The sequence below is a fragment of the Enterobacter cloacae complex sp. P13B genome, assembly GCF_014895915.1.
GTDB lineage: Bacteria > Pseudomonadota > Gammaproteobacteria > Enterobacterales > Enterobacteriaceae > Enterobacter > Enterobacter bugandensis.
Genome location: NZ_JADBQN010000033.1, coordinates 60,098 through 73,900, shown reverse-complemented (window position 1 = coordinate 73,900; position 13,803 = coordinate 60,098). Strand labels below are relative to the sequence as shown.

The following is a 13,803-nucleotide window of genomic DNA, read 5'->3' as shown; positions in this document are numbered from 1 at the left end:
TACAGTTCAATGTTGCAGACATAAAAAAACCGCCGGGAAACCCGGCGGCAGGGAGTCAACCCGGCGTACTACTTATTGCTGCCGTGGCTATTTTTACCCCCTTTTTTACCAGCCTCTGATGCGCGCTGAGGGTCGTTCTTGAAGTTACCCCCGCTAGACTGGCCACCTTTACGACCTGCTTCTGATGCTCTTTCACGGTCTTCAGCGAAATTACCTGAACCACCACGATGGTTTGCCATCTCTAACCTCCAGAGTGTGAAACATTAGACATCATATTGCATTCAGTAAAAGAGGATTCTTTCACCTCGCGGCTAAAGGACAGGGCCTTTATCTGTGCCGCGTGAAACTAAGCTTAGTGGACTGAGGCAATCCGGCAAGCCACGGGTAATATTCTGCAACATGATATCCGCCTTTCGGGTCAGATAACGCGACGGAAATCTATAAGCCTTTCTTATCATTTTAAAATTCGACGACCAGAAAGTTGTTTCATTTTGCTACAGCACCTTATTGTAACCATGTTGTTATAAATCAAAGAAATGCCGTTCATTTTTGCAGTCTGGCCGTGATGTCATATCTTTAAATGAACGCAGCGATCCGCTGTCAGAAAAACCAACGAGGAGTGATGCAAAATGGCAAAAGTTCTGGTGCTCTATTATTCCATGTATGGACACATTGAAACCATGGCTCACGCGGTAGCAGAAGGTGCAAACAGAGTGGACGGCGTTGAGGTTGTGGTAAAACGCGTACCGGAAACCATGCTGGCGGAAGCGTTCGCCAAAGCCGGGGGAAAAACACAAAATGCTCCGGTCGCCACCCCGCAGGAGCTGGCGGAGTATGATGCCATTATCTTCGGCACCCCGACCCGCTTCGGCAATATGTCAGGCCAGATGCGTACCTTCCTCGATCAAACCGGCGGGCTCTGGGCATCCGGGGCGCTGTACGGCAAACTCGCCAGCGTATTCAGCTCTACCGGCACCGGCGGCGGCCAGGAGCAGACGATTACCTCAACCTGGACTACCCTTGCTCATCATGGAATGGTGATTGTGCCAATTGGCTACGGCGCGCAGGAATTGTTTGACGTTTCTCAGGTGCGCGGCGGGACGCCGTACGGCGCAACCACTATTGCCGGTGGGGATGGCTCACGTCAGCCAAGCAATGAAGAACTCTCTATCGCCCGCTATCAGGGTGAATACGTCGCGGGTCTCGCTAAAAAACTGAACGGCTAACCCAACAGGAGGAAAAGTATGCCAACACAGGAATCCAAAGCTCACCACGTGGGCGAATGGGCAAGTTTACGCAACACCTCTCCGGAGATTGCCGAAGCCATCTTTGAAGTCGCGAACTACGACGAAAAGCTGGCCGAGCAGATTTGGGAAGAAGGCAACGATGAAGTGCTGATTCGCGCCTTCGAAAAAACGGACAAAGACTCGCTCTTCTGGGGCGAGCAAACCATCGAACGTAAAAACGTTTAAGCGTTTCCCCCCGCCATGCGGGGGGTTCTCTCTTACTTCGCCGCGTTATTCATGACCGCATTGAATTTATCAACCGGACAGAAGCCGTTCGCGTCCACCGGACAGCCCTTCAGCTCCAGCGTCACGCGCTGCGCGGGCGACTGCAGTGTCAGCACGCTGGCGTTGCGCAGCTGCTCCGCGCTCTGGTAGACATACTCAATTTTCATCAGCTCCTGATTGCTGTTTTTGTCGTGCCAACGCTGGAAGACAATCTTGCCGCCAATCGGGGTCCGTTCCTGCTGGTCATGCAGCTGATACGGCTTGAAATCCAGCGCGGTGAGCAGTGAAGCGATGTTCGAATCGTGCCCTACCAGCAGAGTAATCTTAGGCGCTTTCGCCTGTTCGGTGACCAGCGTTTTATCGATATATTTCACCAGCGGCTTCGCCACGTTTTGCGCCACCTCGGTGGAGGTAAACAGCGAGTCCTGATAGCCGTTCTTCAGCTTCGACAGCACGCGCCACTGCTGGTCGGTCTTGATTTCACCCCAGGCCACCTGGTCGGCCGGGAACCCTTCGTAATACTGCAGCGTGAACGCGTCCACCAGCGAGTTACCCACCTTCAGCGGCCCGGATACGCCAGGCTCTTTTTCATAGTCGGCGCTGAAGGTATCTTTCGCGTCTGCCAGCGAGCAGACCTTTTTCTCTTTGCAGGACGGAGAGTCAGCGTAGTTCGTCAACTGCTCCAGCAGATTATAGCTTTCACCAAGCTGCATTTTCTGCCGCTCGGACTCCATCGCCTTGAGCGCTTTTTCGCGGAATTCCGGCGAGTTGTCGGTAATCACCGGATTAAAGGTCGGATCCATGGTGCCCATTTTTTCCTGATGATGCACGGGAACGTCGCAGCCCGGGAACGCGCCGGTGATAAAGAACTGCGCGGTGGCGACGGTACGCTGCAGGCTGTTGGCGTAAGCATAAACGCTATCCGCTGGCGGACACTCTCCCGTCTTCACCATCCCCTGCTCTGCCAGCCACTCGCGCATATAATGGCCCATATAGACTTCCAGCACGCCGCCTTTGGTGGTGAGCTGACCGCCCGGCACGTCCCACTCCGGCCACTGCTTCGGCGTGGACTGCTCCAGCACGCTGCCGTTGTTAGCGAGCGGCGCGCGCAGGTTGTGACGGCTCATGATTAACACCTGCTCCAGCTGATAGCCTTTCGGCGTCTCCTGCGCCTGTGCGCCAAAGGTCATTGAAAGAGTACCTGCCACGGCCACTGCGAGTAGTGCTTTTCTCATCCCTCGTTCCTCACGTTTTTTTAATGTTCCAGTGAGTGTGACAGATTCGTGACAGTTTTTTCGGGAAGCATTTCTCAAACTGATGATTAACGTGCTTACGGTGGGCGCTAATTAGTTTTATAATAAAACCACACCCCACCGGAGACCTGACCGTGAAACGCACCCGCCTTGAAGAGAGCACCTGCCCCGTCGCCCGTTCGCTGGATATCATTGGCGACTGGTGGTCGCTGCTGATCGTTCGCGACGCGCTGCGCGGGATTAAACGCTTCGGCGAGTTTCAGAAAAGCCTCGGTATCGCAAAAAACATGCTCACCTCGCGGCTGAAGCTGCTGGTCGATGAAGGCATCCTCCGGCTTCAGCCCGCCTCCGACGGCAGCGCATGGCAGGAATACGTTCTGACCGACAAGGGACGCGCGCTCCAGACGGTGCTGGTTGCTCTCTCCCAGTGGGGCAATGAATTTTTGTTCGCGGAAAACGAATGCGGCACCGTTCTCGTCGATAGCGAACAGCGCAAACCCCTGCGTAAACTGGCGCTTATCGCCGACGATGGGCGCGAGCTGACGCCAGAAGAGATCGTGGCTAAACTCCCCTCCTGATCGTTCCCAACGGCAAAAGCACAAAATGCCCGGCAAAATGGTTGCATTATAAAACCAAATAGCAGAGAGTTAATTCAGTTTCATATTGAAACCAGATAACCCACTTTGCTTTGAGGTAACATACGATGACTACGCAAATCACCACCGCCTTAATTACCGGCGCCTCTTCCGGGATCGGGGCCGTCTATGCCGATCGCCTGGCCGCGCGCGGCGCTAACCTGGTCCTGGTCGCCCGCCGCGAGGATCGCCTGAAAACCCTCGCCGCCGACCTGCGCGCGCGCTATGGCGTGGCCGTCGCTATACTGGTGGCCGATCTCAGCGATGAAGCCGGGATCCGCGCCGTGGAAAATGAACTGCGCCACAATACCGCCATCGATACGCTGGTAAACAACGCGGGCACCGCGCAGATGGCCCCGTTCCTCGCGGGCGATGTGGCGCAGCATCAGGCCATCAACACCCTCAACACCACGGCGCTGATGCGTCTGACCTACGCCATCCTGCCCCGCCTGGCGCAGAACAATCGCGGGACGCTGATCAATATCGCCTCGGTGTTATCGCTCCATGTCCGTGCGGGCAGCGCGCTGTACAGCGCCACCAAAGCCTGGGTACTGAGCTTTACCCGCGGACTGCAGGAAGAATTTGCCGATAGCAGCGTGCGCATTCAGGCCGTGCTGCCCGCCGCGACGGCGACGGAGATCTGGAGCCATTCAGGGGTTACGGTGAACGATCTGCCGGAAGGGTCGGTGATGACTACCGACGATATGGTCGATGCGTCACTGGCGGGTCTGGATCAGGGCGAACAGATCACTATTCCGCCGATGCATGACGCCGCCCTGTGGGATCGCTACGAAGCGGCGCGCCTTGAGCTGTTTAACAGCGCGCGCACCGGGGTTCCGGCACCGCGCTACGTTAAACAGTAGCCTAACGCTCAAGCTGGTCGCCGTACTCGCTCATCCAGGCGGCCAGCGGCGAGAGCGCATCCTGGAGGGTTAACCCCAGCTCGGTAATTTGATACTCCACGCGCGGGGGGATCTCCGGGTAGACCGTCCGCGTCACCAGCCCGCGCTGCTCAAACAGGCGGAGCTGCTTCGTCAGCTCTTTCTGCGTGATGGGGGCAGCGGCACGCAGCAGATCGCCAAAGCGTACGGGCGTGTTGAACACAATCAGGCGATAGAGAATGGGGATCGCCCACTTACCGGATATCAGGTTGACAAACTGCGTCATCGGGCAGGTATACGCCTCAGATTTTTTTTCGCAGCACACCTCCAGCATTTCTGCCATAGCACACCTCTTGCCTCGTTAGTATCCATTTGGTACCTGGTTTCCTTTCGATACTAACGTTTCTATAGTGCTTTCTCCAGTGACATTTCAGGAGAAGAACATGGGTCGTTTAACCGATAAATATACGCTGATTACCGGCGGCACCAGCGGCATTGGTCTTGCCACCGCGCAGGCGTTTATCGCCGAAGGCGCGCGCGTCGCCGTGACCGGACGCAACCCGGACACCCTCGCCGAAGCAGAGCGCATTCTGGGCGATAAGGCCTGGGTGATCCCAACCGACGCAGGCGATATCGCGTCGCAAAAAGCGCTGGCGGAAACCCTCGCCGCCCGCTGGCCACGCCTGGACGCGGTGTTTCTCAACGCTGGCGACGTGACGCACGCGCCGCTGGAAGCCTGGCAGGAGGATGCGTGGGACCGCCTGATGGGCATCAACCTGAAGGGACCGTTCTTTTTAATTCAGGCGCTGCTGCCGCTGCTGAATAACCCGTCGTCGGTGATCCTCTGCGGCTCCGTGAGCGCACGCATCGGCCTGCCCACCAGCAGCGTGTATGCCGCGAGCAAGGCCGCCCTCCTGTCGCTGGCGCGTACGCTGTCGGCGGAGCTGCTGCCGCGCGGGATCCGCGTCAACGGGTTGAGCCCCGGTCCGGTGGAAACGCCGGCATTTACGAAGACGGGCTTAAGCGAAGAGACGCTTAACGCGATGATGGCGGAGATCATCAAGCTGGTGCCGCTCGGCAGAATGGGCTCGACGACGGAGCTGGCAAAAGCCGCGCTCTATCTGGCGTCCGACGAGTCGAGCTACACGGTAGGAACGGAGCTGCTGGTGGACGGCGGAATGGGGAGTCTGTAACTCAAAAGGCGCTGATGCCGGTGACCGCACCGACATACAGCGCCGCCCATGCACAGGCGGAAAGCAGGCTGACGACGTAAACTTTGACGGCGTTCAGCCTGAGCATCCCTGCCGCCAGCGGCACGACATAACGCAACACCGCCAGAAAGCGTGACGTAAACAGTACGATGACACCGTTTTTTTGCAGCTGATGCTGAACCCGTAAAAACGTAGCGGCATGCTTCGCCGTAAAGCGCGCGACCAGCCGGGTGTGCCCCATCAGCTGGCCGATATGGTAGTTCAGCACCGATCCCGCCGTTGCCCCCAGCACCACGGCGAGCCACGCCAGCGCCGGGTGCATGCTCCCCTGGCTGACGCCGATGCCCGCCAGCAGCATCACCGAGGCGGGCGGCAGCACGGAGGAGATCAGCACCGTCGACTTGCTCAGCGCCATTACGAATAACAGCGCGAACAGATGTGCCGGATAAAGCGCAAAATGATTCAGCAGATTATCAAACCACGCCATTTTCCTTCCCCCGTTAATTAATCCTCCATTTAAAAGGAATAACCTTAAATAAACCCTCAACATTTTATTAATAAGATTTACCTAAACCTTCCTTAAACATTATTTAATTTCCTGAGCGATAAATTTAAACAAGCGTATTATTCCTCACGCTTTACAACGATCTCGTTATGGCGAGGCTCCTGTACAAATACACGTTATCGCTCTGGTGGGTTCGAGAGAACCGGCACAGGGTAAAACAGGCACTGTCGAATCAAGGCTTTGTCAGTATAACTTCCCTTGCGGGATACGGTGTACAGTGCTGAACCCAGGACGTGGGGATCTCCTTTCCGACATGCCCTGTCTTGCTCGCCCCTGAGAGATTTTATTATTCAAAGGGAATTCACTATGTCTTACGCTATTCACAACCACAACCTGGCATTCAATGACAGCGCGGTCGCGCAATATATGAATACCGATTTTATTGTCCTCGACGTTTCATTATGCGTGGCGCTGGCGCGCGAGCAATTCTTCGAAAAATTAAAAGACGATGATATTCCGTCGCATATTTTTATTGAAGACCATGGACGCCTGGCGGGCATGATTGCGGTACGCAAATTATTGCAAGTCACGGATACCGTGCAGCCAATTAAAAGCCTGATGATTTCGCAGTTTTTGCAGGTCAAACCGGAAGATGAACGAGCCGATGTCGCCGGACTTCTGGCCCACGGCGACGCGGACGTCGTGCCGGTGGTGACCCACGGCAAGCTCGTCGGCTGCCTGACCGAGCGCGAAATCGCCCATCTGCTGGAAGATGACGTCACCGAAGACGCCCAGCTTCAGGGGGCGACGCTGCCGCTGGAGAAGCCCTATCTGGAAACCAGCGCCTTCAGCCTGTGGAAGAAACGCTCCGTATGGCTGCTGCTGCTGTTTGTCGCGGAAGCCTACACCAGCTCGGTGATCCAGCACTTCGAAGAGGCGCTGGAGTCTGCCATCGCGCTGGCGTTCTTTATTCCGCTGCTGATCGGCACGGGTGGCAACAGCGGAACGCAGATCACCTCCACGCTGGTGCGCGCCATGGCGCTGGGTGAAGTGCATCTGCGCGACGTAGGCCGCGTGCTGCGCAAAGAGATGACCACCTCGCTGATGATTGCCGTGACGCTCGGTATTGCCGGGTGCATCCGCGCCTGGATGATGGGTATCGGGCTGGAAATCACGCTTATCGTCAGCCTGACGCTGGTATGCATTACGCTCTGGAGCGCGATTGTGTCGTCAGTGATCCCGATGGTGCTCAAGCGCTGCGGCATTGACCCGGCGGTCGTCTCCGCGCCGTTTATCGCGACGCTTATCGACGGTACCGGGCTGATTATCTACTTTAAGATCGCGCAGTATACGCTGGGGCTGGAGTAACGCGATCCGCCAGCTGAATCACCGCACGCGAAAACGCCTCAATCGCCAGCGCAACATCCTCAGCCATCACCGATTCCGCCGGGTGGTGGCTGACTCCGCCCCTGCAGCGCACGAACAGCATGCCCACCGGCCAGCGTTCCGCGATGGCAATCGCATCGTGGCCCGCGCCGCTGGGCATCGACAGCGAGCGTCCCTGTACCGATTTGACGGCCTCCCCCAGCACGTTCTGCAGGTGCAGATCGCACGGCGTGGCGGCAATGCGGTAAAACTCCTCGGCGCTAAATGCCAGCCCGCGGCGCGATGCGATCGCCCGGGCATGTTCCAGCAGGTCGTTGAGCAACCTGTCCAGCAGTGCATCCTGCGGGCCGCGAATATCGAGCGAGAGCTGAACCTCACCGGGGATCACGTTCACCGCTCCCGGCAGACAGCGCAATTCCCCGACCGTCGCCACAAGATTGCCGCCCTGCTGTCGGGTAGCGTTTTCAATGATAACCATCCACTCGGCGGCGGCGGCCAGCGCGTCCCTGCGGTGGAGCATCGGCACGGTTCCCGCATGTCCGGCCTCGCCGGTGAAGCGACAGTTCAGGCGACGGGCGCCGTTAATGGCTTCCACCACGCCAAGCGCGAGCGCCTCCTGCTCAAGGCACGGCCCCTGCTCAATATGCAGCTCGAGATAGGCGCTGAAATCTTCCTGACGCCTTGCGGCATGCGACACGCGGGCAGGATCGAGCCCCGCCTGTGTCATCGCCTGCGCCACGCTGATGCCGCTGGCGTCAGTTTTTTCCAGCCAGCCCTGCGGCCAGGTGCCCGTCAGCCCCCGGCTGCCTAACAGCGTAATGCCGAAGCGGGTGCCCTCTTCATCGCAAAAGCCGACAATCTCGATGGCCTGCGCCAGATGCACCCCCTGCTGATGCAGGCTGTCCACCACTTCAATGGCCGTGAGCACCCCGAGCATGCCGTCGTAGCGTCCCGCGTTGCGCACGGTATCCAGATGCGATCCAAGCAGCACCGACTGCGCCCCTTCCTGCGCCCCCTCATAGCGTCCACAGATGTTGCCCACGCTGTCCTGCCAGACGGTCATGCCCGCCTGGCTCATCCACTGCCCCACCAGCTGGTTGGCCTGAAGATGCTGCACCGAGAGATAGACCCGGGTCAGCGCATCCGGGGTTTCGCTGATGGCGGCCAGCGCGTCGGCGCGCGCCATCACCCGTTCTGCCGCCGGGCTCATTGCGGCGTCTCGCGGCGATAGTGGTCCCACGCGGCCTGCATCGCCGCGCCCTGCGTGGTGGTGAATTTCAGGTAGTTCAGCACCGACTCCAGCGCGCTCAGGGTGGTCATCACGCAGTCCTTGCGCGCGTTATAGCCCATGGTGCCAATGCGCCACACCTTGCCGTGCAGCGGGCCAAACGAGGTGCCGATTTCAATCCCGAAATCCTCCAGCATCAGCTTACGCACCTGGTCGCCGTTGATGCCCTGCGGGATGACCACGCCCAGCACATTGTTCATCTTGTGCTTCAGATCGCCAAAGGTCTCCAGCCCCATCGCCTGAATGCCCTTCAGCAGCGCATCGCCGTGCAGCCTGTGGCGGGCGATGCCGTTATCCAGCCCTTCTTGCAGGATCAGACGCGCGCACTCGCGGGCGCCAAACAGCGCGGTGGTCGCTTCGGTGTGGTGGTTGAGGCGCTCCGGCCCCCAGTAGTCCATCACCATGCCGAGATCGAAGTAGTTGGAGTAGATCATCTCCTCATCGCCGTCTCTGTGGGCGTCGGTGCGAATGCCCTCCTCAACGCATTTGCGGCGGCGGATCGCCTCCTCCATGCGCGCGCTCAGGGTAATCGGCGACGTGCCCGACGGGCCGCCGAGGCACTTCTGCATCCCGGCCGAGACGGCGTCCAGCCCCCATGCGTCGGTCTCCAGCGCGTTGCCGCCGAGCGACGCGGTGGCATCGGTGTAAAACAGCACGTCGTAGCGGCGGCAGATGGCGCCGAGCTCCGCGAGCGGCTGCAGCATGGTGGTGGAGGTGTCGCCCTGCACGGTCAGCAGCAGGCGCGGACGAATACGCTTAATCGCATCCTCCACCTGGTCCGGGGTGAACACCTCGCCCCACGGCACCTCGATGGTATGCACCTCCGCGCGGCAGCGGCGGGCAATTTCGCACAGCAGGTGTCCAAAGCGGCCAAAGACCGGCACCAGCACTTTATCTCCGGGGCGGATGGCGGAGACCAGAATGGCTTCAATCCCCGCCCGGGAGGTGCCGTCCACCAGCATCGTCCAGCGGTTCTCGGTGCGAAACACGCCGCGATAGAGCGTCATCACCTCGTTCATGTAATGGGTCATGGCCGGATCGTACTGGCCGATCAGCTGGCTCGACATAGCGCGCAGCACGCGCGGGTCGGCGTTGATCGGCCCCGGCCCCATCAGCAGGCGCTGGGGCGGGTTGATTTGCGGAAAGTGTGCGATATCCATTGTTAAGTCCTTATCAGTTGAGGCCGCGCACGGAGGAGATGAACTGCTTCAGTTCCGTGGTCTGCGGGTTGGCGAACAGCGTTTTGCTGTCGCCCTGCTCCCAGACTTTCCCCTGGTGCATAAACACCACGCGGTCGCCCACTTCGCGGGCAAAATTCATTTCATGGGTCACGAGAATCAGGGTCATCCCCTCGGCCGCCAGCTGCTCCAGCACTTTGAGCACTTCGCCCACCAACTCCGGGTCAAGCGCGGAGGTGATCTCGTCGCAGAGTAAAACTTTAGGCGACATCGCCAGCGCGCGGGCAATCGCCACGCGCTGCTGCTGGCCGCCGGAGAGGCTCGACGGGTAGTAATCCAGACGATCGCCAAGCCCCACTTTCTCCAGCATGCGCTGGGCCAGTTCGCGGCATTCGGCGGCGCTTTTCTTCAGCACCCGACGCGGGGCGAGCATCACGTTCTCCAGCGCCGTCATGTGCGGGAACAGGTTGAAGCTCTGGAACACCATCCCGACCGAGCGGCTGATTTCGCGCGCCTGAGAATCCCGGTCGGTAATGGTCATGCCGCCCAGCTTGATGCTTCCGTCCTGATACCCTTCCAGGCCGTTGATGCAGCGCAGCAGCGTGCTTTTGCCCGATCCGCTGCGCCCGATAATGGAGATCACCTGGCCCATATCGATATCCAGATCGACGCCCTTGAGCACGTGGTTATCGCCGTAGTACTTCTGCACCTGATTAATGGTGATGAGAGGCATTGAATTTGGTCTCCAGATAGCGGCTGTAGCGCGACAGCGGATAACACAGAATAAAGTAGCCCAGCGCCACCAGCGCAAAGACCTTAAACGGCTGATAGGTCACGTTGGTCAGCATGGTGCCGGCCTTGGTCAGCTCGATGAAGCCGATAATCGACGCCAGCGCGGTACCTTTGATCACCTGCACCGCAAAGCCCACCGTCGGGGCGATGCCGATGCGCAGCGCCTGAGGAGCGACCACGCGAAACAGGGTCTGGCCGAAGGTCAGGCCCAGGCAGCGCGAGGCTTCCCACTGTCCCTTCGGCAGGGCGCGAATGCTGCCGTACCAGATATCGAGCAGAAATGCGCTGGTGTAGAAGGTTAACGCCAGCGAGGCGGCGGTCCACGGTGAAACGTCGATGCCGAACAGCGCCACGCCGAAGAAGGCCAGGAACAGCTGCATCAGCAGCGGGGTGCCCTGAAACAGCTCGATATAGCCGCGGATAATGCGCTTCACCGTGCGCCCGCCCGTCAGGCGCAGCAGCAGGAGCGGCAGCGTTACCACCGCCCCGCCGACAAACGCCACCAGTGACAGCAGTACCGTCCAGCGTCCGGCCAGCAGCAGGTTGCGAATAATGTCCCAGTCGGTAAAGGTGGTCATCATGCCTGCACCCCCAGCCATTTGCGTCCTGCCGCCATCATCAGCTGGCGCAGGGTAATCGACAGCGCTAAGTAAATCCCGGTTGTCACCAGATAGACCTCAAAGCTCAAAAACGTTCTGGACTGGATCAGGTTAGCGGCGAAGGTCAGCTCTTCATACGAGACCTGCGACACCACCGACGAGCCGAGCATCACGATGATGCACTGGCTCACCAGCGCCGGATAAATGCGCTGCAGCGCGGGCGGCAGCACCACGCGAATAAACGTCTGCAGACGGGTCAGCCCCAGCACGCGCCCCGCCTCCCACTGTCCTTTCGGCGTGACCTGAATGCCCGCGCGGATAATTTCGGTGCTGTACGCGCCCAGGTTCACCACCATTGCCAATAGCGCCGCCTCCCCCGCCGTCATCTTCAGGCCAAGATTCGGCAGGCCGAAGACGATGAAAAACAGCTGCACCACAAACGGCGTGTTGCGGATGATCTCCACGTAGCCGCCCCAGATCCGGCTGTACCAGGTGGTGCGTCCGCTGCGGATCGCCGCGCCGAAAATCCCGATTGCCAGCCCACCGACGGTTGCCATTACCGTCAGCTGAATGGTGACCCATAATCCCGCCAGCAGCTCCGGCCAGTGCGGCCAGAGGGCTGAAAAATCAAGTTGCTCCGTCATCGGCTCAGGCGCCAAGGTTTGCCGGCAGCGGGGCCTTCAGCCATTGCTCGGACAGGCCGTTCAGCGTGCCGTCCTTGATGCCCTGCTCAATCAGCGCATCCACTTTCGCCTTCAGGGCCGGTTCGTTCTTCTTCAGGCCGATAAAGCACGGTGAGTCTTTCAGCATAAAGCTCGGCACCGGGGCTTTATCCGCGTTCTGGCGCGAAATGGCCGCCACCACGAGGTTGCCGGTCGCCACGTACTGCACCTGGCCGGAGAGGTAGGCCGAGAGCGTGGTGTTGTTGTCTTCGTAGCGTTTCACGTTGGCATCTTTCGGTGCCAGGCCGGTCAGCACCATGTCCTCCACCGCCCCGCGCGTCACGCCGATGGTTTTTCCGCTCAGCGCGGCGGCGTCCTTCAGCTCGGCGCCTTTCGGGCCAAACACGCCGAGGAAGAACGGCGCGTAGGCGCGGCTGAAGTCGATCACCTTCTCGCGCTCCGGGTTTTTACCGAGGCTGGAAATGACCAGGTCCACCTTATCGGTTTGCAGGTACGGCACGCGGTTGGCGCTGGTCACCGGCACCAGCTGCAGCTTGAGCTTCATCTGTTTCGCCAGATAGCGCGCCATGTCTATGTCGTAGCCCTGCGGCTGCAGATCGGTCCCTACCGAGCCAAACGGCGGGAAATCCTGCGGAACGGCAATGCGAATGGTGCCGCGCTTCTCGATATCCTGAAGCTGGTCAGCCTTTGCCGGCAGCTGAGTGAAGAGACAGGCGGCCCCGGCCAGTGCAATAAACAGTTTTTTCATGGTGCTTCCCCGTAACGTTAACATGAAACAAAAGATTCTTTGAATGTGATTTTGCAACTAATGTGCCAGATAAGGCGAAGCGGGGAATTTTCTCTTAAAGCCTGATAAAACGCGGACGGGGCGAAAATACTCTCTATTTTCGCCCCGTTCATTTGCACCATTTCAATGCAAAGCACCAGTCTGATGCCCCATTATCGTTGTTCGAGTTCGTCCAGCTGCTGGTAGAGGGAGGCAATCTCGTGAATGCGCGGGCGGCCTTTATCGAGAATGTCATGCAGGAAGGCGTTTGCCAGCAGGTTGATCAGGCTGTTGACGGAGGAGTAGCTGTCATAGGCGGAGACGCTGTCCAGCGGGGCGCAGAGCTGCCAGCTCGCCAGCGGAAACAGGCTATGGGCCTGCGGCTCGCACATCAGCAGCACCGGAATACCGCTACTCTGAAGCTGCTGCATTAACGGACGAATGATGCGCGGGCGGCGGCGGAAAGCCATCATCACCACCAGATCGTCCGGCGTTAGGTCCACCAGCTCCTCGCTTAGGCTCTGCCCCGGCTGCGGCAGCACCAGCACCTGACCGCGCGCCTGCAGCAGCTGCTGGCGCAGGTGGAGCGCCGCCGGATAAGCGTTACGCATGCCGATAATGACGATGCGCCGCGCCTTGACCATGCAGGCCATGGCGTCGGCAAACTGCTGCGCGTCAAGGGCATTGACCCACTGGGTCAGGTTCGCCATCTCCTGCTTGTAGTGGCGCGCCAGCAGCGTGTTGCCCTGCACCGCGTCGCGGTTATCGGTGAGCGGCATCCCGCTCTGGCGCAGGGTGCGCAGCTCGTCGCGCATATCCTTATATTTCTCATAGCCCAGACGCTTAAACAGGCGGCTGACCGTGGCTTTCGACACTCCGCTCAGCTGCGCCAGCTCGGCGCTGTTGTAGCTGATCAGGTCGTCAAAATGGTCGAATATAAAGTCTGCCACCCGTTGCTCCTGCGGCGACAGCGACGGGTATTGTGCTTTCAGACGTTCATCCAGTTGTTCCATAGCGCCTCTGTAACTTTTGTTTCATCACATTATACCTTTCTTTATACGTATTCATTATACGTGCCAGTTTACTGAAACTTTTCTTTCAGAACTGGAACAGCT

Annotated in this window: 17 protein-coding genes and 1 riboswitch; of the genes, 6 read left to right on the top strand and 11 right to left on the bottom strand. The window is 59.1% G+C overall.

Features of this window, described 5'->3' with window-relative positions; all coding sequences use genetic code 11:
- Positions 1-68 precede the first annotated feature (68 nt).
- Entirely contained in the window at positions 69-239 is a 171-nt protein-coding gene (locus tag IM273_RS15250; RefSeq protein ID WP_001273664.1) for a general stress protein, read from the bottom strand.
- Positions 240-629: 390 nt separating this feature from the next.
- On the opposite strand from IM273_RS15250, the gene wrbA reads away from it, so the two are divergent.
- Both wrbA and IM273_RS15240 read left to right on the top strand, forming a co-directional pair.
- The gene (wrbA, locus tag IM273_RS15245) at positions 630-1,226 is read left to right on the top strand and encodes an NAD(P)H:quinone oxidoreductase (RefSeq protein WP_193051306.1); all 597 of its coding nucleotides are present in this window, start codon (positions 630-632) and stop codon (positions 1,224-1,226) included.
- An 18-nt stretch (positions 1,227-1,244) separates the two neighbouring features.
- Positions 1,245-1,472: a YccJ family protein gene (locus IM273_RS15240; protein ID WP_028012649.1), complete on the top strand. Its 228-nt coding sequence runs from the start codon at positions 1,245-1,247 to the stop codon at positions 1,470-1,472.
- Between the two features lie 32 nt (positions 1,473-1,504).
- Here IM273_RS15240 and agp read toward each other — a convergent pair whose 3' ends face one another.
- Entirely contained in the window at positions 1,505-2,746 is a 1,242-nt protein-coding gene (agp, locus tag IM273_RS15235; protein WP_028012648.1) for a bifunctional glucose-1-phosphatase/inositol phosphatase, read from the bottom strand.
- A gap of 152 nt (positions 2,747-2,898) precedes the next feature.
- Here agp and IM273_RS15230 point away from each other — a divergent pair, with 152 nt between their 5' ends.
- Together IM273_RS15230 and IM273_RS15225 are read left to right on the top strand one after the other, a co-directional pair.
- Positions 2,899-3,342, top strand: coding sequence for a helix-turn-helix domain-containing protein (locus IM273_RS15230; RefSeq protein ID WP_028012647.1), 444 nt, complete (start codon positions 2,899-2,901; stop codon positions 3,340-3,342).
- A 125-nt stretch (positions 3,343-3,467) separates the two neighbouring features.
- Positions 3,468-4,262 (top strand): SDR family oxidoreductase, encoded by a 795-nt coding sequence (locus IM273_RS15225; RefSeq protein ID WP_028012646.1) that lies wholly within the window; start codon positions 3,468-3,470, stop codon positions 4,260-4,262.
- A gap of 1 nt (position 4,263) precedes the next feature.
- On the opposite strand, the gene IM273_RS15220 is transcribed toward IM273_RS15225, so the two are convergent.
- Positions 4,264-4,623, bottom strand: coding sequence for a helix-turn-helix domain-containing protein (locus IM273_RS15220; protein ID WP_023335206.1), 360 nt, complete (start codon positions 4,621-4,623; stop codon positions 4,264-4,266).
- A gap of 100 nt (positions 4,624-4,723) precedes the next feature.
- Here IM273_RS15220 and IM273_RS15215 point away from each other — a divergent pair, with 100 nt between their 5' ends.
- Positions 4,724-5,473 (top strand): SDR family oxidoreductase, encoded by a 750-nt coding sequence (locus IM273_RS15215; protein ID WP_028012645.1) that lies wholly within the window; start codon positions 4,724-4,726, stop codon positions 5,471-5,473.
- Between the two features lies 1 nt (position 5,474).
- Here the strand turns inward: IM273_RS15215 and IM273_RS15210 are convergent, their stop codons facing one another.
- Positions 5,475-5,978, bottom strand: coding sequence for a DedA family protein (locus IM273_RS15210; protein ID WP_028012644.1), 504 nt, complete (start codon positions 5,976-5,978; stop codon positions 5,475-5,477).
- A gap of 154 nt (positions 5,979-6,132) precedes the next feature.
- Positions 6,133-6,302, top strand: a riboswitch (M-box (ykoK) riboswitch).
- A 60-nt stretch (positions 6,303-6,362) separates the two neighbouring features.
- Between IM273_RS15210 and IM273_RS15205 the strand changes: the two genes are divergently transcribed.
- The gene (locus tag IM273_RS15205; RefSeq protein ID WP_045630063.1) at positions 6,363-7,364 is read left to right on the top strand and encodes a magnesium transporter; all 1,002 of its coding nucleotides are present in this window, start codon (positions 6,363-6,365) and stop codon (positions 7,362-7,364) included.
- Here IM273_RS15205 and hpxK read toward each other — a convergent pair.
- The 7 genes from hpxK to hpxU form a co-directional block, all read right to left on the bottom strand.
- Complete coding sequence (gene hpxK / locus IM273_RS15200) at positions 7,330-8,592, bottom strand: allantoate amidohydrolase (protein WP_193051304.1); 1,263 nt, start codon at positions 8,590-8,592, stop codon at positions 7,330-7,332. The genes IM273_RS15205 and hpxK overlap by 35 nt on opposite strands.
- Positions 8,589-9,830 (bottom strand): alanine--glyoxylate aminotransferase family protein, encoded by a 1,242-nt coding sequence (locus tag IM273_RS15195; protein ID WP_028012642.1) that lies wholly within the window; start codon positions 9,828-9,830, stop codon positions 8,589-8,591. Before IM273_RS15195 ends, hpxK begins: the two co-directional genes overlap by 4 nt.
- 13 nt (positions 9,831-9,843) lie before the next feature.
- Positions 9,844-10,581 carry an amino acid ABC transporter ATP-binding protein gene (locus IM273_RS15190; protein WP_008499843.1) on the bottom strand — a complete coding sequence of 246 codons (738 nt, stop codon included), beginning with the start codon at positions 10,579-10,581 and terminating at the stop codon, positions 9,844-9,846.
- Positions 10,562-11,218, bottom strand: coding sequence for an amino acid ABC transporter permease (locus IM273_RS15185; protein WP_014883296.1), 657 nt, complete (start codon positions 11,216-11,218; stop codon positions 10,562-10,564). The genes IM273_RS15190 and IM273_RS15185 overlap by 20 nt, the downstream gene beginning before the upstream one ends.
- Positions 11,218-11,883 carry an amino acid ABC transporter permease gene (locus IM273_RS15180; protein WP_041912033.1) on the bottom strand — a complete coding sequence of 222 codons (666 nt, stop codon included), beginning with the start codon at positions 11,881-11,883 and terminating at the stop codon, positions 11,218-11,220. The genes IM273_RS15185 and IM273_RS15180 overlap by 1 nt, the downstream gene beginning before the upstream one ends.
- A gap of 4 nt (positions 11,884-11,887) precedes the next feature.
- Positions 11,888-12,670, bottom strand: coding sequence for a transporter substrate-binding domain-containing protein (locus IM273_RS15175; RefSeq protein ID WP_045261681.1), 783 nt, complete (start codon positions 12,668-12,670; stop codon positions 11,888-11,890).
- Between the two features lie 191 nt (positions 12,671-12,861).
- Complete coding sequence (gene hpxU, locus IM273_RS15170) at positions 12,862-13,701, bottom strand: MurR/RpiR family transcriptional regulator HpxU (RefSeq protein ID WP_045261682.1); 840 nt, start codon at positions 13,699-13,701, stop codon at positions 12,862-12,864.
- Between the last annotated feature and the right edge of the window lie 102 nt (positions 13,702-13,803).

Coding starts and splice junctions, on each gene's coding strand:
- IM273_RS15185 (WP_014883296.1), bottom strand. CDS start 11,218: ATGACCACCTTTACCGACTGGGACATTATTCGCAACCTGCTGCTGGCC.
- wrbA (WP_193051306.1), top strand. CDS start 630: ATGGCAAAAGTTCTGGTGCTCTATTATTCCATGTATGGACACATTGAA.
- IM273_RS15190 (WP_008499843.1), bottom strand. CDS start 10,581: ATGCCTCTCATCACCATTAATCAGGTGCAGAAGTACTACGGCGATAAC.
- hpxK (WP_193051304.1), bottom strand. CDS start 8,592: ATGAGCCCGGCGGCAGAACGGGTGATGGCGCGCGCCGACGCGCTGGCC.
- IM273_RS15180 (WP_041912033.1), bottom strand. CDS start 11,883: ATGACGGAGCAACTTGATTTTTCAGCCCTCTGGCCGCACTGGCCGGAG.
- IM273_RS15250 (WP_001273664.1), bottom strand. CDS start 239: ATGGCAAACCATCGTGGTGGTTCAGGTAATTTCGCTGAAGACCGTGAA.
- hpxU (WP_045261682.1), bottom strand. CDS start 13,701: ATGGAACAACTGGATGAACGTCTGAAAGCACAATACCCGTCGCTGTCG.
- IM273_RS15225 (WP_028012646.1), top strand. CDS start 3,468: ATGACTACGCAAATCACCACCGCCTTAATTACCGGCGCCTCTTCCGGG.
- IM273_RS15210 (WP_028012644.1), bottom strand. CDS start 5,978: ATGGCGTGGTTTGATAATCTGCTGAATCATTTTGCGCTTTATCCGGCA.
- IM273_RS15205 (WP_045630063.1), top strand. CDS start 6,363: ATGTCTTACGCTATTCACAACCACAACCTGGCATTCAATGACAGCGCG.
- IM273_RS15220 (WP_023335206.1), bottom strand. CDS start 4,623: ATGGCAGAAATGCTGGAGGTGTGCTGCGAAAAAAAATCTGAGGCGTAT.
- IM273_RS15240 (WP_028012649.1), top strand. CDS start 1,245: ATGCCAACACAGGAATCCAAAGCTCACCACGTGGGCGAATGGGCAAGT.
- agp (WP_028012648.1), bottom strand. CDS start 2,746: ATGAGAAAAGCACTACTCGCAGTGGCCGTGGCAGGTACTCTTTCAATG.
- IM273_RS15195 (WP_028012642.1), bottom strand. CDS start 9,830: ATGGATATCGCACACTTTCCGCAAATCAACCCGCCCCAGCGCCTGCTG.
- IM273_RS15175 (WP_045261681.1), bottom strand. CDS start 12,670: ATGAAAAAACTGTTTATTGCACTGGCCGGGGCCGCCTGTCTCTTCACT.
- IM273_RS15215 (WP_028012645.1), top strand. CDS start 4,724: ATGGGTCGTTTAACCGATAAATATACGCTGATTACCGGCGGCACCAGC.